This window comes from Corynebacterium sp., assembly GCF_052107835.1.
Classification (GTDB): Bacteria; Actinomycetota; Actinomycetes; order Mycobacteriales; family Mycobacteriaceae; genus Corynebacterium.
Map to the genome: position 1 here is coordinate 1 of NZ_JBQEDF010000018.1, position 23,375 is coordinate 23,375.

Sequence of the window (23,375 nt, forward strand, 5' to 3'; positions counted from 1 at the left end):
GGCGGTACTGTCCGCAATCGTCGCCTGGCTGGCCCCTTTAGGAGACACGCCCTAGTCGTCGAAGACCCCGGCGGCGAGGTAACGCTCCCCGGCGTCCGGCAGGACGGCGACAATGGTCTTCCCCTTGTTCTCCGGACGCGCCGCGAGCTGGGTGGCGACGGTCAGGATCGCCCCGGCCGAGGCACCGATGAACAGCCCCGTCTCCCGGAGCGCGGCCCGTGCGGTGGCGTAGCCGTCGGGGGCCTCCACCCCCACGATCTCGTCGGCGATGGTCAGGTCGTAGTTCGGCGGGAGCTGCTCGTCCTCCAGCCCGGCGACCTTGTGGACGCCGTCGATCTCGGCGTCCGGGTTGATCTTCTCCTCACTGGGCACGGAGTTCTCCCCGGGTTCGGTGACGACCACCTTCACCTCGGCCTTCCGGTCCTTGAGGAAGCGCCCCGCCCCGGACACGGTTCCACCGGTCCCGACCCCGCCGACGAGGATGTCGACCTCGCCGGCGGTGTCGCGCCAGATCTCGGGGCCGGTCGTCTCGAAGTGGGTCGCCCGGTTCACCGGGTTGCCGAGCTGGTCGGTGAAGTAGGCGTCCGGGTTCTCCTCCTTGACCCGTTCCACCAGCTTCTCCAGGCCCTCGGGGTCGATGAAGATGGAGTTGTCGGTGGGGATGATCTCGGAACCGATCGCCTCGAGGATCCTCCGCTTGGTCGGACTGGTGCGGTCACCGAGGTAGAACTTGGTGCGGTATCCGCGGGCGGCGGCGATGCCGGCCAGCGCGATCCCGGTGTTTCCGCTGGTGACGTCGATGATCAGCTGACCGGGCGTCAGTTCCCCGCTCTCCTCGGCCTGGCGGATCAGCGATGCGGCGATGCGGTCCTTGACGCTGAACAGCGGGTTGAAGAACTCGACCTTGCCCAGGAGCCGGGCCGCCCCGCCACGCTGTGCGGCGAAGGACGACAGGTCGATCAGGGGTGTGTTACCGATCAGGTCGGTGATGTCGGACGCGATCGGTGTGGGGGTCTCGGTGGTGGTTGCAGTGGTCATGTGTGTGGTCCCTTCAGTGCTGGTGGGGGATGGTGCTGGTGGGGATGGTGGTGGTCGTCAGCCCCACTTGACGGTGGAGCCGGCGTCGATGACGAGACTGGTGCCGGTGATGTAGCGGGCCTCGTCCGAGGCCAGGAACAGGACAGCGTTGGCGACGTCGACCGGTTCTATCCAGGGGACGTCGAGGAGCTTGCCGGCGGAGAACGCCCCGACAACGTCCGCCGGGAGCGGGTCGTCGAGGTCGGGCCGGTAGCGGCGCAGGTTCTGCCGGTTGAGCACCAGATCGGTGCCCACCGCCGTGGGGTGGGTGGCGTTGACCCGCCCGCCGAACGGGCCGAGCTCATGGGCCCAGGCGGACGTCAGTGCGGTCAACCCGGTCTTCGCGGCGGCGTAGGCACCCGCACCCGCGCTGGCCCGGATTCCAGCGGTGGAGGACGCCAGGATCACGCTGGACCCCTGTGGATTGCGCTTCAGATGGGGGAACACCGCCTTCGCGGTGCGCCACACCCCGGTGAGGTCGATGTCGATGATGCGCTGCCAGGTTTCCTCGTCGAGGTCCTCCACGGAGCCTTCGGGGACGAGGATCCCGGCGTTGGCGAAGAGGATGTCGATGCGTCCGAAGTGCTCCACCGCCTCCGCCGCGGCACGGTCGAGACTGGCCTGGTCGGTGACGTCGCCGACCAGGGGAAGGACGGCACCGGCACCCAGATCGTCGCGGAGGTGCTCCAGGTCCGGTGCCCTGCCGTGCAGATCAACCGCCGCGACCCGGGCGCCCTCGTCCACCAGCCGTCGGACGGTGGCGTCCCCGATTCCCCCGGCGGCGCCGGTGACCAGAGCGACCCGGTCGGCGACACGTCCTGCATTCCCTGCTGCCACGGTATCCCCTTGGCTCCCTGGTCCCAGGGCTCGAGTAGACATTATCTATACCGATCTGTCTACTCCGTGGCCGGCCGTGGACGGTACCGTTCAGTTCACCCTGAACCAGGGAGGGGGGTCAGGAAACCGCCGGCTCAACCTCGGTTGCCCGGGCGTACACCGTCTCCCCCGCACTGGTGTCCGACAAGCCCAGGGCGCGGGCATCGCCGCGGGTGATCTGCGCGGTGAACAGACCCCCGTCCACCACGTCCTTCAACTCCACACGCACCTCGAAGCCCAGCACGGCCACGCGCTGCACCACGGCCTCGCGTACGTCGGTCGCCGGGATCTCGTTGCCGGCCACCTCAGGGGTGGCGTTGCGGCCCAGACGGATGTCGTGGGGACGCACCGTCCTGCCGTCCAGTTCCGTCACATGGCCCAGGAAGGACCGCACGAACGGCGTCTCCGGGTGGTCGTAGAGCTCCGAGGGGGCCCCGACCTGTTCGATGCGTCCCTCCCCCATCACGGCGATCCGGTCGGCGACGTCGAGCGCCTCCTCCTGGTCGTGGGTGACCAGCACCGTCGTGACGGTGAACTCCTCGTGCATGTGGCGCAGCCAGGTGCGCAGGTCCTCGCGCACCTTCGCGTCCAGCGCGCCGAAGGGCTCGTCCAGCAGCAGGACGCCCGGGTTGGGCGCCAGGGCACGGGCCAGCGCCATGCGCTGCCGCTGGCCGCCGGACAGCTGTGCGGGGTAGCGGGTCTGGTAGCCGGACAGGCCCACGATCTCCAGGAGCTCGTTGACGCGGTCCTCGATCTCCTTCCTCGGACGCTTGCGCACCGTCAGCCCGAAGGCCACGTTGTCACGCACGGTCATGTGCTTGAAGGCTGCGTAGTGCTGGAAGACGAAGCCGATGCCGCGGTCCTGCGGGCTCAACCGGGTCACGTCGTTGTCGTCGATGACCACGGCGCCGGAGTCCGGCAGTTCCAGCCCGGCGATGGTGCGCAGCAGCGTGGACTTACCGGAGCCGGACGGTCCCAGCAGGGCGGTCAGGGAGCCCTCGGGGATCTCCAGGGAGACGTCATCGAGGGCCGTGAAATCGCCGTAGGTCTTCACGGCGTGGGAGACGGAGATGGTCACTTGGATACCTCTTGCTTCTTCTGGAGGAGGGTCATGATGACGAGCACGATCACGGAGACGATCATCAGCAGTGTCGCCGCCGAGTAGGCGCCGTAGACGTTGTTGTCGTCGAGGTAGCGGGCGTGGACGAGCAGGGTCAGGGTCTGCCCGCCCCCGGCCAGGCCGGAGGCGACCATGATCACCGCACCGAACTCGCCGAGGGAGCGTGCCACGGTCAGCACGATGCCGTAGGACAGGCCCCAGCGGATCGACGGCAGCGTGATCCGCCGGAAGGTCTGCCACGCCGACGCACCCAGGGTGGACGCCGCCTGCTCCTGCTCGGTGCCGATCTCGCGCAGCACCGGCTCGACCTCGCGGACGATGAACGGCAGGGTCACGAACACGGTGGCCAGCACCATGCCGGGCAGCCCGAAGATCACACGGAAGCCCAGGTCCTCCACGCCGCCGAACCAGCCGTCGGTACCCCACAGCATGATCAGGGCCACGCCCACGATCACCGGGGAGACCGCGAAGGGCAGGTCCACGATGGCCTGGACGATGGACTTACCGGGGAACCGTCCACGGACCAGGCCGAGGGCGACGACGATGCCGAAGACCACGTTCAGCGGAACCGTGATGATCACGATCAGCAGCGAGGTCTGCAGGGCGGAGATCGCCGCGGGCGTGGTGATCCACTCCCAGAACTGGCCGAGGCCGGGTTCGAAGGTGCGCCACAGGATGGTGCCGACGGGCAGGGCCACGAGCACGGCCAGGTAGGCCAGGGCGAGGGTGCGCAGGGTCAGCACACCGGTTTTCGAGGGGGTCATGCGTCCTGCTCCTTACGTACGCGGTAATCGCCGATGAGCCGCAGCACCAGCAGGACGACGAAGGTGATGACCAGCAGGGCGATCGACACGGCCGCCGCCGCCGAGGGCACGTCCGACTCGATCTGCTCCTGGATGTACTGCGAGGCGACCTGGGTGTCACCGGGGACGTTGCCGCCGATGAGCACGACCGAGCCGTACTCGCCGATCGCACGGGCGAAGGCGAGTCCGGTGCCGGACAGCACCGCCGGCCATATGGCGGGCAGGATGATCCGGCGGAAGATCGTGAGGTTGGACGCACCGAGCGAGGCCGCCGCCTCCTCGACGTCCTTGTCGAGCTCGATGAGCACGGGCTGCACGGCCCGGACCACGAATGGCAGGCACACGAACGCCAGGGCGATGACCAGCGCGGGCTGGGTGGCGTTCAGTGTGATGCCGATGGGACTGTCCGGCCCGTAGATACTGAGCAGCACCAGGGAGGCGACGATGGTCGGCAGCGCGAAGGGCAGGTCGATGACCGCGTCCACGATGCGCTTGCCGGGGAAGTCGTCGCGGACCAGTACCCAGGCGATCAGGACCCCGGTCACCGCGTTGATCAACGCGACAACCAGGGACACGGTGACCGTGACCTTCAGGGCGTCAACCGCGCCGTCGGAGGTCACCGCCTCCCAGAATCCACCGATCCCCCCGGAGAATGCCTCGGTGGTCAGGGCAATCAGCGGCAGCAGCACGATCACACTCAGCCACAGGACGGCCGTGCCCATGCCCAGCTTCGTCGTCTGGCCGGTCACGCGACCGCTCCCCCGCCGGGTTCTCCGGCTGGTTTCCTTCACTGTCGTCGCCATGTCACACCACCTTGTAGATCGTCGTGATGGCGCCGTCGTCCTCGCCACTTCCGGGCTCGGCCCGGTTGAACAGGATATTGTCCACGATGTCCCAGGCGTCCTCGCCCTCCAGCTCAGGATCGAGCGTGGTGAACGCCTCGGCGAGCTGGTCGATGGTGTAGACGGTGTCGACCTCGCGGAACGCGCCGCGCTCCTCGTCGGGCAGGGCGTCGATCACCTCGGTGGTATCGCCGAACAGGTCGGGGCCGGGGCGGAAGCCCGTGGCCGCCCAGCGTTCCTCGGCATCCGGGCTGAACAGGTAGTCGCGGAACTCGGTGGCCTTCCCCAGGTCACCGTCGGGGTCGTCGGAGGTGTCGATGACGGCCACGGGGTTCTCGATGCGGAAGCTGTCGTCCGGCACGTCGTAGTCGATCTGCCCGCCGTTGCGGTCCAGCTCGATCGCCTCGTTCTCGTAGGACAGCAGGACGTCGCCCTGACCGGACTCGAAGGCTGAGGTCGCCTCACGGCCAGACTTCGGGCGCACGGTGAAGTGGTCGCCGACGAGCTGGGTGACCTTGTCGAGCGCCTCCTCGTGCGCGGTCTCGATGTCGGCGGGGTCGGCGTCCTGCACGTCGTCGGCCGAGGTCCCACCGTTCTCCTCCAGCGACTGGAAGAACCAGCTGGCGTAGGGGGCGAGCAGGTTCCACTTCGCCGAACCGGAACTCGCCGGGTTCGGGCTGATGACCTCGACGCCCTCCTCCAGCAGGTCGTCCCAGCTCTCCAGCCCCTGCGGGTTGCCTTCACGGGTGACGAAGGCGACCACGGAACCGAAGGGCACGGAACGTCCCGATTCGTCGTCGGGGACGTCCTCGCGCCAGTCCTCCACGACCTGGCCGGAATCCACCAGGCGGGTGATGTCCGGTTCGACGGAGAAGTTCACGATGTCGGTCGGCATGTGCCGGGACACCTTGCGCGACTGGTCGCCGGAGGCCCCGTAGGACTCGGCGAATCCGGTGTCCGCGCCTTCGTCGGTCTCACGGAACCCCTTGATGGTCTCCTCGAAACCGGGCTTCGGGACGGCGTAGGCGGCGAGGTTGAGGCGGTGGTCGCCGTCCGAGGCGTCCTCCACCCCCGGCTCGTCGGTGGTGCCGCCGGGGATGACGAACACGCCGGCGACGGCCACCAGGCCGACTCCGGCGAGTACGGCACCCAGGCTGGGTTTGAACGCCATGCTCATCCTTTGCTTGTACAGACTGCTCTGTCTACTTCGAGGATTGAGCGTATCCGCCTTTCACCACACCCCCACAGAGTTCCATTCACTGTGAATTGAATCCCCTCACCCGTGGGCGGCGAACTCCGGCAGGACGTACTCTCCGAGCTCGTCCAGGACCTCCCCCACCGCCCTGGCACCCGTCAGGTGGAGCGACACGTGGTTGATCCCCATGTCCCGCTGGGTCCGCAGGATCTCCAGCAGGCCGGTGCGCCCCGTCCGGTAGCCGAAGTCCCTGCCCTCGACGGCGTAGTCCGCGTCCTCCACCAGGTCGATCCACATCGACTCGGCGAAGGGCTGGAAGTGTTCCCCCGCCGCCCGCCACCGGTCCACCATCACCTTCTGCTGCGGCAGCGCCCGGTGGTAGGTGAACCAGGCGTCACCGTGGGCGGCGTTGTACCCCATGTTCTGCAGGCAGGATCCGGTCGGCAGCACCGGGACCCGTCCGGACGACGGCTTCGGCACCACGTCCGCGCCACCCATGCGCCCGCGCGGCCACACGACGGGGCGCCCACCTCTGCCCCACGCGGCCTCGAGCACCTCCAGGTTCTCGCGGAAGATCTCTCCACGCTCCCCCTTGTCCAGACCGAACGCCGGGAACTCCTCGGGACGGTCCCCGCTGGCGATGCCCATCAGGAACCGCCCGCCACTCATCAGGTCCAGACCCGCCGACCGCTTCGCCAGCAGCAGCGGGTGCGCCAGGGGAAGCACGATAGCCGCGGTTCCCAGCGCCATCCTGCCGGTGTGCGCGGCCAGCCAGGTGAGGAACATGAACGGGTCGTAGACCTGACCGACGTCACCGAAGGTGTCCACGCGCAGCGGAATGTCGCGGGCCCACACCGCGGCAACGCCCACATCCTCGGCCTCCCTGACCAGGGCAACCTGCCCGTCGAGGGAGGGGATGTCCTCGGTTTTGCCCAGGGGCAGCGACAACCCGAGGGTCAGTTCCCCCTCGGCGAAGGTACGCCGGAAACCGGGGAGGTCGGTGATACCCTCCATCAGCTCCCCAACGGATCGACGGACAGCGCAACCACCAGCATCGCTACCCCGACCGCGACGCAGAACCCCGAGTCGAACCGTCGGGACCGGACCGACAGCACGCCCAGGATCTTGCCGTCCACCACCAGGCGCAGCAGGCCGAGCAGCAGCATCCCGGAACCGATGGTCACTGTCCCACGGCGCCAGCGGTCGGCGACCAGGAAGGCCAGGCCGGTGATCATCACGACCACGAACCCGATGACGAGCAGCATCTGCAGCGTCTGGTTCAGCTTCGACGGCGGGAGCGGCCGGTCGTGCGGGTTGCGCAGCAGCCTGCGGCGTTCGCGCGGGGACAACTCCACCAGATCGGCGGGGTCCGCCCCGCCGACGCCCCTCGCCCCCGGTTCACCTGCACCGGATCCAGTCACACCAGCAGCTCCGCACGCTCGACAACGTTGTGGATCAGGAACGCACGGGTCAGCGGGCCGACACCGCCGGGGTTCGGCGACACATGGCCGGCCACGTCCCACACGTCCGGGTGGACGTCCCCGGCGAGCTTGCCGTCCACACGCGACACCCCGACGTCCAGCACCGCGGCACCGGGCTTGACCATGTCCGCGGTGAGCATGTGCGGCTTGCCCGCGGCGGCGATGATGACGTCGGCGTCCTTCGTCTCCTTGGCCAGGTCCCTCGTGCCGGTGTGGCACAGCACCACGGTGGAGTTCTCGGAGCGGCGGGTGAGCATCAGACCGATCGGACGCCCCACTGTCACGCCACGGCCGATGACCACGGCCTTCGCGCCATCGAGTTCCACGCCGTACCGGCGCAGCAGCGAGATCGCCCCGTTGGGCGTGCACGGCAGCGGGGCGGGCTCCATCAGCACCAGTTTGCCCAGGTTGACCGGGTGCAGGCCGTCGGCGTCCTTCGCCGGGTCGATGCGCTCGAGCACCGCGTTCTCGTCGAGGTGCTCCGGCAGCGGCAGCTGCACGATGTAGCCGGTGCAGGCCGGGTCGGCGTTGAGCTCGTCGATCACCGCGTTGAGCTCGTCCTGGGTGACATCCGCGGGCAGGTCACGGCGGATACTGTTCACCCCGATCTGCTCGCAGTCGCGGTGCTTCATCCTCACGTAGGAGTGGGATCCCGGGTCGTCGCCGACCAGCACGGTCGCCAGCCCGGGCACGATGCCCTTCTCCTTCAGCGCCGCCACGCGGCTCGTGAGATCCCCGACGATCTCATCGCGGTACAGTTTTCCGTCCAGCCTCGTCGCTGTCGTTCCGGTCGCAGTCGATTCAGTCACGGGCACCATCCTATCCCCTGCCCGACCGGTGCCCCCAAGATGCGTCACACCGCCCCGGGGAACCCTGCCTGCCGCCATGCCTCGTACGCGGTCACCGCGGCGGAGTTCGACAGGTTCATGCTGCGCCTGCCGGGCAGCATCGGGATGCGCACCTGCCGGGTGATCCGCGGATCCGCCAGCGCGTCCTGCGACAGACCGGTGGGCTCGGTACCGAAGAGCAGGACGTCCCCCGGTTCGTAGGAGATGTCGGTGTACCAGGTGCCGGCACCGGTGGTGAAGGCGAAGACGCGGTTGCCACCGGTGCACAATTCCCCCAGCGCCGCGTCCAACGACGGGTGGATGTGCACGTCCGCCAGGTCGTGGTAGTCCAGCCCGGCGCGACGCACGTGCTTGTCGTCGAAGTTGAACCCCAACGGTTCCGCCAGGTGCAGGGACGCCCCGGTCCCCGCGCACAGGCGGATCGCATTGCCCGTGTTCGGCGGGATCACCGGCTGGTCGAAGAGGATGTGGCAGTACGGCTGGTTCGGCTGTCCCACCTACATCTCCCACCAGGTGCGCAGCGCCTCGGTGATCCAGGCGATGTCACGGACCCCCGCCATCTCCCGGGCGGAGTGCATCGACAGCAAAGGGATCCCGACGTCCACCGTGGGAATCCCGAGGCGGGTGGCGGTGATCGGCCCGATCGTGGAACCGCACGGGACATCATTGTTCCCGGCGAAGACCTGGTCCGGAACGCCCGCCGTCCGGCACGCCGCACGCCACGCCGCGGCGGTTGGGGCGTCCGAGGCGTAGCGCTGGTTCGCGTTGATCTTCAGCACGGGCCCGGCGTTCATCACCGGGCGGTTCACCCCATCATGCTTCCCGGCGAAGTTCGGGTGGACGGAGTGGGCGGCGTCCGCGGAGACACAGGACGACCGGGCGAACATCGCGCGTGTTCCGTCGGCGTCCAGGCCCAGTGCGCCCGCCGTCCTGGTCAGCACATCCTCCAGGACCGGTCCCGCCGCGCCGCTGGTGGTGGAGCTGCCGACCTCCTCATGGTCGAACGCCGCCAGCACGGGAACAACGTTGGCCGCGGGATCCGCCGCGAGGAACGCCTCCAGTGAGGTGAACACACTGCTGAGGTTGTCCATGCGTCCCGCGGCGATGAAGTCGCCCCGCGCGCCGAAGATCTCGCCGTGCTGGGCGTCGACGGTGATCAGGTCGTGGGCGAGGATGCTGTCGGCGTCCACACCCGCCTCGCCCACCGCCTCCGCGATGACCTGGCCGATGGTCGGCGCCCCGTCACCGACGGCGAACACCGGCTGCATGTGCAGCTGCCGGTCCAGCGTCAGATCAGCGTTGACGTTGCGGTCCAGGTGGATCGCCAGGTGCGGGACGCGCAGGACGGGGCCGGTGCTGACCAGCTTCTCCGTGACACCACCCTGGCCGTCGTCCAGCACGATGCGCCCCGCCAGGCGAAGTTCCCGGTCGAGCCAGGACGCCAGGATCGCGCCGCCGTAGATCTCCACGGCGGCCTGGTGCCAGCCGCCGGGGCCGGTGATGTCGCCGACGGGCTTGAGTTTCAGGCCCGGTGAGTCGGTGTGTGAACCCACGATGCGGAATGCCGGAGCGTCCCGTCCGGGGATGTCCTCCGGAATCTGCCAGGCCAGCACCGCCCCACCACGCACGATGTAGTGCCCGCCGGGACCCGCGTCCCAGGTGGCGGTCTCGTCCTGGCGGCGGAACCCGGCGTCCTCCAGGCGCGCCGCGACCTCCGCGGCGGCGTGGTAGCTGGACGGGGACGCGTCGATGAAGTCGGTGAAGCGCTGTGCTGAATCTGCGGAATCCTCGGCGGCGATCATGGCGTCCACGTTAGCGCCGGATCCCCGCTCAGTTCGCCGCCACCCCGGCGACGCAGGTGCAACTGTTCCTGACACGGACACCGGCAGTCCCCGACCGGGCATTGTCAGCCTAGTTAGAATATATGTTCGATTTTCAGCGATAATCGCGATACCGTGCCCGGACCGGTTGATAGCGTGAGCGACATGACCACCACACAACCACCGCCGTCACCACCGGTACCGCCGTCTCCGCCCGACCGGCATCCCCCGGGAGTGTTCATCCTGACGTCCGGGGGCATGATGGTCTTCCCTGACGTGACCGTGACCTGGGGACCGGTCGACGACACCGGGAACTGGGCCCTGCTGCGCTCCACCGACCCCGCAGCCCGCGCAACGGTGCAGGCCAACAGGGCGATGATCACCATCGCGCAATGCTGCACCCCCGGTCCCGGGGACGACGTGATAGCCCACCTCAGCAGCGTCCAGGCCCGCCTCGGAATCACACGGGCGCGCGCGGAGACCTACAGCACCATTGGCCTGCTGTGTCAGCGTATGCCCGCCCTCGCACAGCACCTGTCCCTCGGAATGCTCAGTTTCGACCACCTCCGCATGCTGGCCCGCAGCACCGACGGGATCCACCCCGACGACACCGGGGCCGCGGAGAAGGCACTCATCGATATCCTCTCCCCGCGACGACAGGACCAGGCACTGCACTCTCCGCGTGCAATGCTCAACCGCATTCTCAAGGCGATACACACGATCGACGCGCTGGCCCGCCCCATCGACCGCACCGACCCGGACGTTCCACCCATCGGGCTCGCCGATTACACCGATCCGGCCGAGCCCGAGGAGGAGGACGCCGATGGCACGGCGGAGGAGGACGCCAACCTCCCCGAGCCGAGTCCCGAACGCGAGGCCGAGCTGGACGCAGAACAGGACGCCATAGTCGAGGCCACCGCCGTCGCCGCGGCAGCACTCGAGGACGGTACTTTCACCGCGGACTCCGTCAACCGTCGCGTGTCAGTGGACACCTACGATCCCATGTCGACGGTGATCACCGCGACCCTCGAGCCGGCCGAAGCCGCGGAGTTCATGACCATCCTCGACGCTGTATGCACCAGCATGAGGTGCAACCGCGCCGACGGGCTCATGCATCTCGCCCGCGGAACCGCCGATGTCGAGGTCACACTCAACATCTACCGGGAGATCAGCAGCGATGTCGCCACCACCGACACCGGCCACTGGCTCGACACCGTGGCCACCGAACGGTTCATGGAACGCGTGACCCATCTCCGCATTCCCGGCCACGATGCCTCGGAAAGCTACACCCCGACCCAACCGATCCGCGATTTCGTTGCCGCCTGCTACGGAACCTGCACCTTCCCCGGCTGCGAGGTGCCGGCGGAAGACTGCGATCTCGACCACATACAGCGGTACAACCACGACACCCCGGACGACGGCGGACCAACCTCAAGCCACAACCTCCACCCCCTGTGCCGGAAACACCACCTCCTCAAGACACTCGGATGGTGGGACGTCACCAGATCACCGGACGGCGCAATGATGTGGACCAGCATCAACGACGGGCACGACTACATCACCGAACCCACCGGTCCACTCGCCGGATACGCACGTACCACCTTCGCCGAACGTGCCTCCCGCAGATACCGGACGACCCGAGACCACAACATCCGGCTCACCGGACGCCAACTCGCCCTACGTCAGGCACTCCTCGACGCCCGCGCCACAACGGACACCGCCGACACGGAGGAGCTTCCGTTCTGACCTCCGCCCCTACCCGGCCACCCCGTAGCGCCGCAGGAACAGCACCATCCGCTCGGCGATCGTCCGCCGGTTCACCGCCTTGATGAACTCGTGCCCCTCGTCCACCATCACCAGTTCCTCCGTCGGCACCCCCTGGCCGTCCAGCGCCGTCCTCATCTGCCGGAACTCGGTCGGCGGAACGTTCGTATCATTGGCACCGTGGATGAACAGCATCGGCGTGCGCACCCGGTCAGCCCGGTGCAGCGGCGACACCGCCCGCAGCAGTTCACCGTCCTGGATCGGGTAGCCGTACTTCGGGTACGCCGCCGAGGCGATCCACGGCTCGGTGTCACGGTAGAACGTCTGCAGGTCACTCATGCCGCACGCGCTGACCGCCGCGCGGAACAGTCCGGGGAACCACGTCACCCCGATGTTCGTGAGGTAGCCACCGTAGGACCTGCCGCTGATCGCCATCCGGTCCGCGTCGGCGATACCCATCGACACCAGGAAGTTCACGCAGTCCTCCAGGTCATTGATACCGGCGAAACGTCCGTACCTGTTGTCGGCGTGCATGAAACGGCGTCCGCTGCCGAAGGAGCCCCGCACATTCGGGGTGAACACCGTCACCCCGGCGTCGATGACCTCGCGCAGGACATCGTGGTGCTCCGGACGCGACTGCCCCTCCGGCCCGCCGTGGAAATGCAGCAGCACGGGCCGCGGTCCCCCGGCCGGCTCGAACTCCGGCACCGCCCCGCGGTAGAGCCACCCGGACAACTCCACCCCGTCCCGGGCGGCGAAATGCAGCAGTTGGGGCTGCTGCCCGGCCCCGAGCAGCGGCAGGTCCGACCAGTCGGTGTCACCGGTCCTCCCACCCCCGGCACCGGTCAGCTCGGTGACCTCCCCTGTCCGGCAGTCCACGATGTGCACCGACTTCGCCACGTCCGGGCTCTCCACCGTCAGCGCCAGCGTGGAGCCGTCCCCGGTCATGGACAGGCCGGACGCCACCATCCCCGGCAGCTGCACCGTACGCCGCACCGTCACCCGCTGGTGGTCGTCGAGGCGCAGGATCTCGCACGTGGACGCGCCGTCCCGGTTCCACAGCACCGCCGCGGTCTGCTGGTCCCCGCTGACGAGGAACTCGTCGACGTCGGCGTCGGGGTTGCCGATCAGCTCACGCGACGACATCACGCCACCGCGGTCACGCACACGCATCACCCGCCGACGGTCCGCACCATGGTCCCCGACGACCAGCAGGACCGGCGGCTGCCCACCGGTGGGTGGCAGGATATGCCCGGCGTCGGTGGTCGAGCCGGGCTGCGGGGGCAGGACGGGGCGCCACGTACCGTCGGGGCGGATCAGCAGCAGCTCCCGGTTCGCCCGCGGCCCCACCCGCATCAGGGCGAAGCCGCTCTCCGCGGCGACGAGCTCGCCGTCTGTACGCCGGTCGATCGACACCGTGCGGTTGGTCGTCGGGTCGATCAGGCGTCCCTCGGCCACGCCGTCCCCACTGACCGCGTCGATGGCGAGCATGTGGTTGTCCCATTCCACCAGGGAGGTCTTCGCGTCACCGCTGTCGCGGACCAGGTGGGCCGAGGAATCCTCCGGGTCATTGGCGACGAGCCATATCTCGTTGCGCTCGGTACCGCGCGGGGACACCTCCACCGCGAGCCAGCGTCCGTCCGGGGAATAGCTCACCGCGACGGCCGGCCCCTCGGTCGGGATGGACACCGCCCGCTCCCGGTCGGACGGGTCGGCGAGGGTCGACTGCATCGCCCGCGGGGAGTACCCGTCGTGCATGATGTAGGCGATCGCGGAACCGTCCGGTGCGATGCTGGGGGCGTAGGTATGTCTCACAGGTGTTGGAGTCTACCTGCTAACCACGCAGGATCCAGGTGTCCTTCCCACCGCCACCGCGCGAGGAGTTCACGATCATCGACCCGGCCGGCGCCACGCGGGTCAGACCGGCGGGCACGGTCAGCGTCGAGACGTCCGATCCGGCACCACCCTCCTGCCGCAGGTGGGAGAACATGCGCAGGTCCACGTGGCGACGTTGGATGCCGAGTCCGTCGAAGCTGGGCAGGGTGGACAGACGCACCACCTCCTGGGCGATGAACTGGTCCGGGTGGGTCAACAGTTCGCGGCGCCGGTCCTCCAGCTCCTCCTCGGAGCATTCGGGGCCGACGGTGATGCCCGCCCCGCCGTAGCCGTCGATGGGTTTGACCACCAGTTCACCGAGCCGCTCGAGCACCAGGTCGCGCTGCTCGCGCACCGAGCACAGGTAGGTCGGCACGGAGTCCAGCGCCGGAGTCTCCCCCAGGTAGAAGTCGATCATCTCCGGGACGTAGGCGTAGATCGCCTTGTCGTCGGCGACCCCGTTGCCCAGGGCGTTGGCCACAGCCACCGTCCCGGCGGAGAGCACCTCCTGGATCGGCTCGCGCAGTTCGGTCCCGGTGGCGTCGGTGGAGGACAGGAACATCTCCTCCTCCATGCGCATGTAGACCACGTCCACCCGCCTGCGACCCCCGCGGGCCACGTCCCACAGCGTCGGGACGCCGTGGTCGTCGCGGTCCACGGCCAACTGGTCGGTGGTGCGCAGGACGAAGCCGCCGATACGGGCCAGGCTCGCCTGCTCGGCGAAAGTGCTGTCGTCGGTCCCGGCGGTCGCGACGACCACGTGGGCGTCCGACGGGTCGATCCCCTCCGGCGCGGCCATGCGCAGTGTCGCGCACATCGTCTCCAGGGAGCCGTCCGGGTCCACCACCTCACCGAGGGCCTCCTCGGTGGCGGCCAGCAACTCCGGGAAGTGCGTGCGGGTCACGTCCCGGGCGGCCAGGGCGAAGGTCAGCCCGGACGGCATCCGCACATTGTCCTCGAGGATCTGCCACCGGCCGTCATCGGAGCACACCAGGTCGGCACCGCTGATGTGGTTGCGCACGCGTCCGGCCGGGGCGTGGCGTCCGACCCGGCGGAACCCCGGCGCGCGCTCCAGGGTGCCGATGTCCATCACCCCGGCCTTCACGATCGCGCGGTCGTTGTAGCTGTCGTCGAGGAAGGCGTTGATCGCCCGCATCCGCTGCTCCACTCCGGTGGCGAGCCGGTTCCAGGTGTCCTCGCCGATGATGCGCGGCACCGGGTCGATCGGGAATACCAGGTGCTGGTCGGTGCCGCTGGCCCGGAAGGTGACACCGCGGGTGTTCAGCTCCTCCTCGGACTCCTGCAGCCGGGAGCGCAGCCGCAGCGTCCCCATCCCCACCGCGGTGCGCAGGGCGGCGGCGGACGCCGGTCGCGGCTCGCCGGAGAAGTCCACGGCCTCGTCCCAGAACTCGGCGCCGTAGAGGCTGTCGAACTCGTCGCCGGAGCTGGGTTCGTAGGCGGCCAGGCCGAGGGTGGTGGACGGGACGGCGTCCTCGAGTTCGACGGTGCCGAGGGTCTCGGCGGCGAGAAGGCCGATCACGTCGTCGGCGCGTCCGCGGCGTCGCAGCGCGCGGCGTTGCCGGTAGGCCCCCGACCCGGCGCGCAGCAACTCGTGGACCTGGGTGCGGACCCAGGCGGCGTCCTCCCCGAGCTGGGTGTGGAGCAGGTCGATCAGCGCACTGACCACGTCCTCGGCGGGACGCTGCCGGAGGGACTCCGGGTCGAGCAATTCGCCCTCCAGCCCGGAGCGCGCCGCCCGCCAGGTGGCGGTGCGCTGCTGCAGCGGGGACAGCGGGGCGGTGGGGGTGCCGGCGGCCACCAGGGAGGCCTCCCGTTCGACCAGGGCACGGCCCAGTGCGGTGAGCACACCGACGGTCTCGGCCGACGACGCCGCATCGCACAGCCGGATCTCGACGGTGCCGGCCTCCTCCCCCGTGTCCCCGCCGGGACGCACGTCGTAGTACATCATGCCGGGATCCGTGATGACCCGGGTCTCCTGCAGGAAGGCGATGTCGGCGCGGTACTCCTCCATGGTCGCCGCCGGGGGGAAGACCCCGGAGGTCGGCCAGCGCCGCCAGCCGAGCAGCCGTGAACTGGCGTAGCCGGTGTCCTCCGCATTGGCGTCGAACGGGGAGGACGCGCTCAGTGCCAGCAGCACCGGCAGGTGCCGGGAGATGCCGCGGCAGACATCCAGCACCGGGGCACCGCACTCCACAATGATCCGCGTTCCCCCGGTGGTGCGCTGCCTGCCGAGCAGTCCGTAGCGGGTACGGATGTCATGCTCACGGGAGCCGACCGGTGCAGCGGAGCGCGGCCAGGGGACGACACCGGCGGCAACGGGGAGGCAGTCGCCGGAGTCGACGACCGCTGCTGCCTGGGCCACCCGGAGCCGGTTGCCCCGGACCTCGTCGACGAGGGCGTCCAGTCCGCTGTGCCGTGCGGTGCTCGACACCAGCGAGCAGTCGTCGAGGGACACCGACCAGCGGTCCGAGTCGCCGAGGCGCTCCACGACCTCGTCGGCGCAGGGGGCCAGGGTCCGGGCGACCTCGTCGACGAGGTGGAGGTCCTCCTCCACGCGAACCGTACCCACGTGCGCTGAACTCATTCCCCCACGCTAGTCGATCAGTGGACACCGAGCAGGGTGAAACTGCCGGTCACCGCCGCCGTGGCCAGCGCCAGGACGGGGACCGCCACGCCGAGCCCGGCAAGCACCGCGTCCCACCTGCCCAGCGTCGCCTCCCGGGCCCGGGTACGGGGTGTGGTGCCCCCGGCGGTGAAGCCCCTGCCCTCCATCACGGTGGACAGGCGGCCGGCGCGGCGCAGAGCCAGGACAAGCAGGGCGAAGGTCTGCCCTGCCAGGCGTCCCACCTTGGCCCCGTCGCCGAGACCGCGGGCCCGCCGGGAGCGTTCCAGGGCCGCCCAGTCACGCCGGAACAGTCCGACCAGCCGTACCCCGGCGACCGCACCGACCACGAAGCGCTCCGGGAGGCGCCACAGCTGTACCATGCCGTCGCCGAGCCTGGTGGGATCCAGTCCCGTGGTGAGCATGACCGCCGGCAGGGCGATGGCCACGACCCGCACCGTCAGGGCGGTGGCCAAGGTGACGGAGTTCTCGGTGACGTTGACCGGACCGAAGGACAGGTGGGACGCGCCACCCGGGCGCGCGTACAGCAGGGCGGACAGTCCGGCGAGCGGGGCGATGACCAGGACGGGCCAGGCGCGGCGCAGCAGACGCCGCGCCCCTGCACCGGCGCCGTAACCGCAGAACGGGGCGAGGACCAGCACCTCCAGTACCAGGGCCACCGCCGCGGAGGTCAGGTCGACGGTGGCCATCAGGGGCGTACCGACCAGCAGCATCACCAGCAGACGGGTGGTGGGGTCGGTGCGTTCTAGAACTCCCACCGGACCGCCCCCATCAGCCGCACGTACTCCGGGTCGTGGCTGACCGACAGCAGCGAGGTGCCCTCCCCCACCAGTTCCTGCAGCAGCAGGACGAGGTCCCGGAAGGTCCGGCGGTCCTGGCCGAAGGTCGGTTCATCGAGGATGACCATGCCGGGGCGGGTCGCCAGGGCGGTCGCCACCGACAGGCGACGCTGCTGGCCGCCGGAGAGGCTGAACGGATTCGCCGCGGCGAGGTGGTGCAGGCGCAGGCGTGTGAGCAGCGCGTCCACCCGCTGTTCGGCGACGGTGGCGTCCACGCCGGTGACCCTGGGGCCGAGCAGCAGGTCGTCCCGGACCGTCCGGGCGACGAACTGGTGCCCGGGGGTCTGGAAGACCATCCCGATCCGGTCGGCGAGCTGCCGCGCGCGCCACCGGTGCGGTGGCCCCTGTGGATGGTCGACGCGTCCCGCCACCGGCTCCAGCAGCCCGCCGAGGGTGAGCGCCAGGGTGGACTTGCCAGCACCGTTCGCGCCGGTGAGCACGGTGGATCCGGGGTGCAGCGCCAGGTTCAGGTCGCTGCGCACCGGGTGCCGGTCCCAGCCGATGGCGAGGTCGGTGGTGGTGAGCAGGGCCGGTGGTGCGGACGTGGTGTCCCGGGGAGCCAGGGCGGGGAGGTCCAGCGGGACGTCCGGAATCCACACGCCCTGGTCGGTGAGGCGTTCGGCGTGGGTGGGGAGCACCACCTCCGGAGGACCGTCGGCGATGACCGCGGCGCCGTCCCTGGACTCCCCGAGTACGATGACGCGGTCGATGGTGCCCGCCCAGACGTCCACCCGGTGCTCGACGACGACCAGGGTGGCCAAGGTGGCGTCCAGCACGCTGACCACGGCGTCGCGGACGGCGGCGATGCTGTCCGGGTCGATGTTGGCGGTCGGTTCATCGAGCAGGACCAGTCCGGGCCGCATCGCCAGCACACCGGCCAGCGCCAGGCGCTGCTGCTGCCCGCCGGAGAGGCGTTCGGTGGGGTGGTCGTCCGGGAGATCCAGGCCCACAGTGGTCAGCGCGTCACGGACACGGGCGGGGATCGCGTCGCGGGGCACGCCGAGGTTCTCGCAGCCGAAGGCGACGTCATCCGCCACCCGGGCGGCGATCACCTGTGACTCCGGGTCCTGGCCCAGCAGGGCCACCGGTGCGCTGCCGGTGTCGAGGGTGCCGGTGGCCTCGCCGTCCTCCCCGGTTCCGAGCACCCCGGCCATCGCGGAGAGCAGCGTGGACTTCCCCGATCCGGACGGCCCCAGCAGCAGGACGCGTTGGCCGGCGGGGATGTTCAGGTCCAGGCCACTCAGCGCCGGGTCGCGGCGTCCCGCATGGCGCCAGCCGTAGCCGCGGGCACTGACGGTCGCGGGGCTAGACAAGCTGCTGCCTCTCCCGGCCCGCGGCGAACCTGTCCAGCGCCCCGGTCGCGGCCAGACCACGCACCACGTAGTGGCCGGACACCCCGGCGAGCAGCGCCCCGGAGACCACCATGCAGCCCAGCAGGACCATATTGAACGTGAGGCTCATCGCGTAGTTCGCGGAGGTCACCAACATCAGCGCCCACTGCGCGACATTGGCCAGCACCCCGGCGGTGACCGCCACCCGCAGGTCGAAACGCCGGTAGCGGAACAGCGCGACGGCGATCTCCGCCCCGAGGCCCTGGGCAAGTCCGGCGTAGATGACCCCGGGGCCGAAATGGGTCCCCAGCACCGCCTCGACGATGGCCCCGAGCAGCTCAACGAACAGTGCGGCGCCGGGTTTGCGGATGATCAGGCCCCCGAGCACCCCGCCGAGCAGCCATACCCCACTGAGCAGGCCGCCGAGGCCCGGGGTGACCGCGTCGAAGAGGCCGTAGCCGGCCGAGCCGACCACGCTCCAGACCCAGAAGACCACCCCGCAGGCCACGGCCAGGACGCTGGCGCTGACGATGTCGACGACGCGCCACCTTCGCGGCACGGACAGACGTCTTCCCATGTGTGGATGCACTCTCCCTAGTACGCCGGCATTTCCCGGATCAGGTTCAGTCGGTCCGGACCGGTGTCAGGTCCGCTCTCAGCCCGCTTCCGTGGGGCTCCCGTTGAGGTTGGCGCCGACTGTAGCAGACGGCCGGATGGCGTATAACGGACCCCATGACTGCATCGACCTCATCGCCTCCCCTGCACGCCCAGCAGCCTCTACCGCCCCTGGACTCCTTCGCGACACCCGCGGACGACCCGGCGCTGCGCATCGCACGCAACGCGGTCACCGCCGCAGACGTCAACGCGGTCGCGCTGAACCGGGACGCCGTGGTCGCGCTGGACCCCACCACCGAGATCAAGCTGGACTCGCTGGGGGTCAGTGACCAGAAGCAGTCGGGACGCTGCTGGATGTTCGCCGCGTACAACGTCTTCCGCCACAGGGTGGCCGCGGAGCTGGGGCTCAAGGATTTCGAGTTCTCCCACACCTACCTGCAGTTCTTCGACAAGCTGGAGAAGTCGAACCACGTCCTGCGCTCACTGGAGCAGCTCTTCCAGGCAGGTGCCACGGACCTGGACGACCGTACCGTCGCCAACCTCCTCGCCGGGGCGGCGTCCGACGGCGGCCAGTGGAACTACTTCACCAACCTCGTCGCGAAGTACGGGGTGATGCCGAAGTACGCGATGCCGGAGACCTTCGCGTCCGGACGCACCGCACAGCTCGACGGACGGCTGCGCACCGTCCTGCGCCGCGGTGCACTGCGGGTGCGGGACGCGGTGGCCGAGGGGGCCGACACCGAACCGGTCATCGCCGACGTGGTCGCCGACGCCCACCGTGTGATCGCGGTGCACCTCGGACTGCCGCCGACGGAGTTCACCTGGCAGTACCGCAATTCCGACGACGTCTTCCACGACGGGGGGACACTGACCCCGCAGGAGTTCGCCTCGCGCTACGTCCCCGGGGACCTCGACGGGTACGTGAGCATCGTCCACGACCCGCGGCACCCGGTGGGGCAGGCGTTCAGCATCTCCCACGAGAACAACGTGTGGGGTACGCCCGACTTCAGCTACGTCACCGCCGGCATCGACGACCTGCGCACGGTCGCGCTCGCCTCGCTGGACGCCGGTGAGCCGGTGTGGTTCGCCTGCGACGTCAACCGGCAGTTCGTGGCGAAGAACGGGGTGTGGGACGCCAACCTGCTGGAACTCGACGCCCTCTACGGCACCGACTCGGCGACCTCCAAGGCCGACGAGATGTCCACCGCCGAGTCGCGGCTGACCCACGGCATGGTCTTCACCGGCTACGACCGCGGATCCGCGGATTCCACCTCCGGCCTGCGCTGGCGCGTGGAGAACTCCTGGGGCACCTCCAGCCACGCCGAGCACACCGAGCTGGCGGGCAAGGGGTACGGGACAATGGCCGACAGCTGGTTCGCCGGGAACGTGTTCCAGATCGTGGTGCCCCGGCGCTTCCTGGACGCGTCGGCGACAACCCTGACCGACGCCGTCGCGGCCCTGGACCGCGGCGAGACAACCGACCTTCCGATCTGGGATGCGATGGCCTGATGACTACCCTCACTACTTCCCTCCCGGGAATCGACCCGGCACACCTGGGTGCCCTGAACGACTCCCTGCGCAACGACCCGTCCTTCCGGGTGGCCCGCAACGCCGCCACCGCCGCGGACGTGGAGACCGTGACCCTGGACCGCGACGTGCTCGCCACCACCGACACCTCCACCTCCGTGAAGATCGACAAGTGGGCGGTCGCCGACCAGAAGCGATCCGGACGCTGCTGGATATTCGCCGGGCTCAACGCCCTGCGCGGCACCGTGATGGCCGACACCGGCATCAAGGACCTGGAACTGTCCCAGTCCTACCTGCACTTCTTCGACAAACTGGAGAAGGCGAACTTCTTCCTCAACGCGATGACGGAGTTAGCCGACAGGGACATCGACGACCGGACCGTGCAGCACCTGCTCACCGACCCGATCGAGGACGGCGGGCAGTGGAACATGTTCGTCGCCCTGCTGGACAAGTACGGTGCGGTGCCGAAGTACGCGATGCCGGAGACCCGGTCGTCCTCCGACACCCGGGCGATGAACCGCGACCTGTCGACGAGCCTGCGGGCCGGCGCCGCACGGATCCGGGCCGGGGTCGACGGCGCCTACGGGTCCACGCTGCGGGACATCCACCGGATCCTCACCGTGCACCTCGGCACCCCTCCGGAGACGTTCGTCTGGCAGTACCGCACCAAGGACGACGAGTTCCACCGTGTCGGCGAGATCACCCCGGCGCAGTTCGCCGCCGACTACCTGCCCGACGACCTCGGCGACTACGTGTGCGTGGTCAACGACCCGCGGCAGACCTCGCCCTACGGCGAACTGTTCACCGTGGAGTACCTGGGCAACGTCATCGGCGAGGACGGCGCGGAGCCGGTCACCTACCTCAATGCGCCGATGTCCGTGATCAGGGCCGCCGCCGTCGATTCCCTGGTCGCGGGCACCCCGGTCTGGTTCGGCTGCGACACCGCCAAACAGGCCAACCGCGACGCCGGGGTGTGGGACGCCAACCTGCACGACTACGAGGGCTTCTACGGCGTGGACCTGGACCTGGGGAAGGAGCAGCGGCTGCTCACCGGCGAATCCCAGATGACCCACGCGATGGTGTTCACCGGTGTCGACCTGGCTGACGGTGCCGACGGCGCTGACGTCCCGCTGCGCTGGCGCGTGGAGAACTCCTGGGGCCCGAAGGCCGCCGAGAAGGGGTTCTGGACGATGAACGACAACTGGTTCGACGAGTACGTCTTCGAGATCGCCGTGCACCGCAGCCGGCTGCCGGAGGAGTACCGGGACGTCCTCACCGCCGCGGAACAGGGACTCGCCACCCCGCACGTCCTGCCCGCCTGGGACCCGATGGGTGCGCTGGCGTAACCTACGTCAGTCGCTGCCTGGACAGGAAGTCCCACGCCTCGTTGGTGGCGTCCAGCGAGTAGGACGTCGCCTCCGCGGAACTGGACGCCGCACCTGACTCACCCGAGGCGTCGCCGGGCCACGTGTGGCCGCCGTCGCCGACGCGCAGGTGCACCACCGAGGTGCCCGGCTGGCACATCGGCCACTGCAGACGCTGCACGTCCCCGGCCAGTGCCGTGGTGATCGGGGTCCGCTGGCAGTTGTTGCGCTCGGCGAACTCCTCCACCAGGTCCCGGGCCGCCATGTAAGGCCCACCGTGCCGGTTGCCGCCGCCGTAGGCGATCGTCTCGTCCTTCGTCCCGTGGATCTCCAGGAAGGACGGCGCCCGGTCGGAGTCCTCGACACAGTTCGTCCGGGTGCCCTTGTAGTAGGCTCCGCCGACCGAGGCGACGGCGGCGAACAGGTCCGGCTGACGGCAGGCCAGCTTGGCGACCATGCCCCCGCCGTTGGACATGCCCGCGGCGTAGATCCGGGACCCGTCGACGTTGTAGGTCGAGTTCAGCGCGGCGAGCATGTCACGGCTGAAGCGGATGTCCTCCCCGTCCTTCGTCTTCGAGTACGGGGCGCCCTCCCAGGAATTGCCGATGCCCTGCAGGGTGGCCACGATCGCCGGGAAGCGGTCGAACCTCGAGTACTTGTGCATGTTCTCGGCGGACTCGCGGTAGCCGGGGTACGTCAGGATGACCGGGTAGGACTCCTCGCGGTTGTAGTCCTTCGGCAGGGAGAGGATCGCCTCGCGCTTGCGGTCGCCACTCTGCAGGGTGATCTTCTTGGTGTCGCCGGGCGCCGGGCCGTCGATCTTCGGCCCCGATCCCAGCTCCGCCTCCGCGGCGGTGTTCACGATGCTGCCGGACGCTGCGGCGGCCGCCTCCGCGGCGTCGGCGTTCTCCTTCAGGGTCTGCTCGCGGTAGTTGTCCAGGGCCGCCGTGTTCTCGCCGGCCGGGGTGTGCCCGACCCACACCAGGGCCCCGACCATGAGGGTGGCGGCGAGCAGGGTGACGGAGCGTCCGACCCTGCGTCCCACGGACAGCCTCGGGCGGCGCTCACGCAGGGAGTCGTGCCCAGGACGCTCCGGCTGCGCCAGGGGTTCAGCCCACATCGAACGGTCGGGCCACTCCGTGACCTCGCCGCCCTCGGTTTCCTGGCGCGGACTGGGCACAGGGGCCGTCGACCGTCGGACCGGGGGGAGTTCGGGGGGCTGCTGCACCCTCCCATTTCTAGTGGTCATCACCACCTGAATCAACTCCGCCACGCACCCCGGGGCGTATTTGAGGGGCATGTCACCCAGTTATTTTGATTTCAGCACCAAGTAAGCTTTTCTCCGCTAGCGTTC

General features: G+C 69.4%; 20 protein-coding genes. 3 read left to right on the plus strand and 17 right to left on the minus strand.

The features are described from left to right. Nucleotides 1-51 precede the first annotated feature (51 nt). From ACTIL2_RS06475 to ACTIL2_RS06525, 11 genes are all read right to left on the minus strand, one after another. On the minus strand, nt 52-1,038 hold the full coding sequence (locus ACTIL2_RS06475) for a PLP-dependent cysteine synthase family protein (protein ID WP_442336633.1): 987 nt from the start codon (nt 1,036-1,038) through the stop codon (nt 52-54). 57 nt (nt 1,039-1,095) lie between these two features. Then, entirely contained in the window at nt 1,096-1,914 is an 819-nt protein-coding gene (locus tag ACTIL2_RS06480; RefSeq protein ID WP_442336634.1) for an SDR family oxidoreductase, read from the minus strand. Between the two features lie 118 nt (nt 1,915-2,032). Beyond that, entirely contained in the window at nt 2,033-3,031 is a 999-nt protein-coding gene (locus ACTIL2_RS06485; RefSeq protein WP_442336635.1) for a sulfate/molybdate ABC transporter ATP-binding protein, read from the minus strand. After that, on the minus strand, nt 3,028-3,837 hold the full coding sequence (locus ACTIL2_RS06490) for a sulfate ABC transporter permease (protein ID WP_442336636.1): 810 nt from the start codon (nt 3,835-3,837) through the stop codon (nt 3,028-3,030). The genes ACTIL2_RS06485 and ACTIL2_RS06490 overlap by 4 nt, the downstream gene beginning before the upstream one ends. After that, on the minus strand, nt 3,834-4,679 hold the full coding sequence (gene cysT / locus ACTIL2_RS06495; protein ID WP_442336637.1) for a sulfate ABC transporter permease subunit CysT: 846 nt from the start codon (nt 4,677-4,679) through the stop codon (nt 3,834-3,836). The genes ACTIL2_RS06490 and cysT overlap by 4 nt, the downstream gene beginning before the upstream one ends. Before the next feature lies 1 nt (nt 4,680). After that, on the minus strand, nt 4,681-5,889 hold the full coding sequence (locus tag ACTIL2_RS06500; RefSeq protein ID WP_442336638.1) for an extracellular solute-binding protein: 1,209 nt from the start codon (nt 5,887-5,889) through the stop codon (nt 4,681-4,683). Nucleotides 5,890-5,994: 105 nt separating this feature from the next. Further along, a complete protein-coding gene (locus ACTIL2_RS06505) occupies nt 5,995-6,927 on the minus strand; it encodes a TIGR03571 family LLM class oxidoreductase (RefSeq protein ID WP_442336639.1) in 933 nt (310 codons plus the stop codon). Further along, the gene (locus ACTIL2_RS06510; RefSeq protein WP_442336640.1) at nt 6,927-7,334 is read right to left on the minus strand and encodes a DUF3017 domain-containing protein; all 408 of its coding nucleotides are present in this window, start codon (nt 7,332-7,334) and stop codon (nt 6,927-6,929) included. The genes ACTIL2_RS06505 and ACTIL2_RS06510 overlap by 1 nt, the downstream gene beginning before the upstream one ends. Beyond that, a complete protein-coding gene (locus ACTIL2_RS06515) occupies nt 7,331-8,212 on the minus strand; it encodes a bifunctional methylenetetrahydrofolate dehydrogenase/methenyltetrahydrofolate cyclohydrolase (RefSeq protein WP_442336641.1) in 882 nt (293 codons plus the stop codon). The genes ACTIL2_RS06510 and ACTIL2_RS06515 overlap by 4 nt, the downstream gene beginning before the upstream one ends. Before the next feature lie 35 nt (nt 8,213-8,247). Next, nucleotides 8,248-8,739 carry a tRNA (cytidine(34)-2'-O)-methyltransferase gene (locus tag ACTIL2_RS06520; protein ID WP_442336642.1) on the minus strand — a complete coding sequence of 164 codons (492 nt, stop codon included), beginning with the start codon at nt 8,737-8,739 and terminating at the stop codon, nt 8,248-8,250. Next, nucleotides 8,740-10,044, minus strand: coding sequence for a M18 family aminopeptidase (locus ACTIL2_RS06525; protein ID WP_442336643.1), 1,305 nt, complete (start codon nt 10,042-10,044; stop codon nt 8,740-8,742). A gap of 183 nt (nt 10,045-10,227) precedes the next feature. On the opposite strand from ACTIL2_RS06525, the gene ACTIL2_RS06530 reads away from it, so the two are divergent. Continuing rightward, nucleotides 10,228-11,808: an HNH endonuclease signature motif containing protein gene (locus ACTIL2_RS06530; protein WP_442336644.1), complete on the plus strand. Its 1,581-nt coding sequence runs from the start codon at nt 10,228-10,230 to the stop codon at nt 11,806-11,808. A gap of 9 nt (nt 11,809-11,817) precedes the next feature. On the opposite strand, the gene ACTIL2_RS06535 is transcribed toward ACTIL2_RS06530, so the two are convergent. Genes ACTIL2_RS06535 through ACTIL2_RS06555 form a run of 5 tightly spaced genes read right to left on the minus strand, consistent with a single transcriptional unit; the run spans nt 11,818 to nt 19,092 of the window. Next, on the minus strand, nt 11,818-13,641 hold the full coding sequence (locus tag ACTIL2_RS06535) for an alpha/beta hydrolase family protein (RefSeq protein WP_442336645.1): 1,824 nt from the start codon (nt 13,639-13,641) through the stop codon (nt 11,818-11,820). Between the two features lie 19 nt (nt 13,642-13,660). Further along, nucleotides 13,661-16,306, minus strand: coding sequence for a glutamate-cysteine ligase family protein (locus ACTIL2_RS06540; protein ID WP_442336646.1), 2,646 nt, complete (start codon nt 16,304-16,306; stop codon nt 13,661-13,663). 17 nt (nt 16,307-16,323) lie between these two features. Then, nucleotides 16,324-17,103 carry an energy-coupling factor transporter transmembrane component T family protein gene (locus tag ACTIL2_RS06545; protein WP_442336647.1) on the minus strand — a complete coding sequence of 260 codons (780 nt, stop codon included), beginning with the start codon at nt 17,101-17,103 and terminating at the stop codon, nt 16,324-16,326. Further along, nucleotides 17,091-18,497 (minus strand): ABC transporter ATP-binding protein, encoded by a 1,407-nt coding sequence (locus tag ACTIL2_RS06550; protein WP_442336648.1) that lies wholly within the window; start codon nt 18,495-18,497, stop codon nt 17,091-17,093. Before ACTIL2_RS06550 ends, ACTIL2_RS06545 begins: the two co-directional genes overlap by 13 nt. Continuing rightward, the gene (locus ACTIL2_RS06555; protein WP_442336649.1) at nt 18,490-19,092 is read right to left on the minus strand and encodes an ECF transporter S component; all 603 of its coding nucleotides are present in this window, start codon (nt 19,090-19,092) and stop codon (nt 18,490-18,492) included. The genes ACTIL2_RS06550 and ACTIL2_RS06555 overlap by 8 nt, the downstream gene beginning before the upstream one ends. 155 nt (nt 19,093-19,247) lie before the next feature. Between ACTIL2_RS06555 and ACTIL2_RS06560 the strand changes: the two genes are divergently transcribed. Beyond that, a complete protein-coding gene (locus ACTIL2_RS06560; RefSeq protein WP_442336650.1) occupies nt 19,248-20,639 on the plus strand; it encodes an aminopeptidase C in 1,392 nt (463 codons plus the stop codon). After that, entirely contained in the window at nt 20,639-22,003 is a 1,365-nt protein-coding gene (locus tag ACTIL2_RS06565) for a C1 family peptidase (RefSeq protein WP_442336651.1), read from the plus strand. The genes ACTIL2_RS06560 and ACTIL2_RS06565 overlap by 1 nt, the downstream gene beginning before the upstream one ends. Before the next feature lies 1 nt (nt 22,004). Here the strand turns inward: ACTIL2_RS06565 and ACTIL2_RS06570 are convergent, their stop codons facing one another. Next, complete coding sequence (locus ACTIL2_RS06570; RefSeq protein ID WP_442336652.1) at nt 22,005-23,249, minus strand: alpha/beta hydrolase family esterase; 1,245 nt, start codon at nt 23,247-23,249, stop codon at nt 22,005-22,007. Nucleotides 23,250-23,375 lie beyond the last annotated feature (126 nt).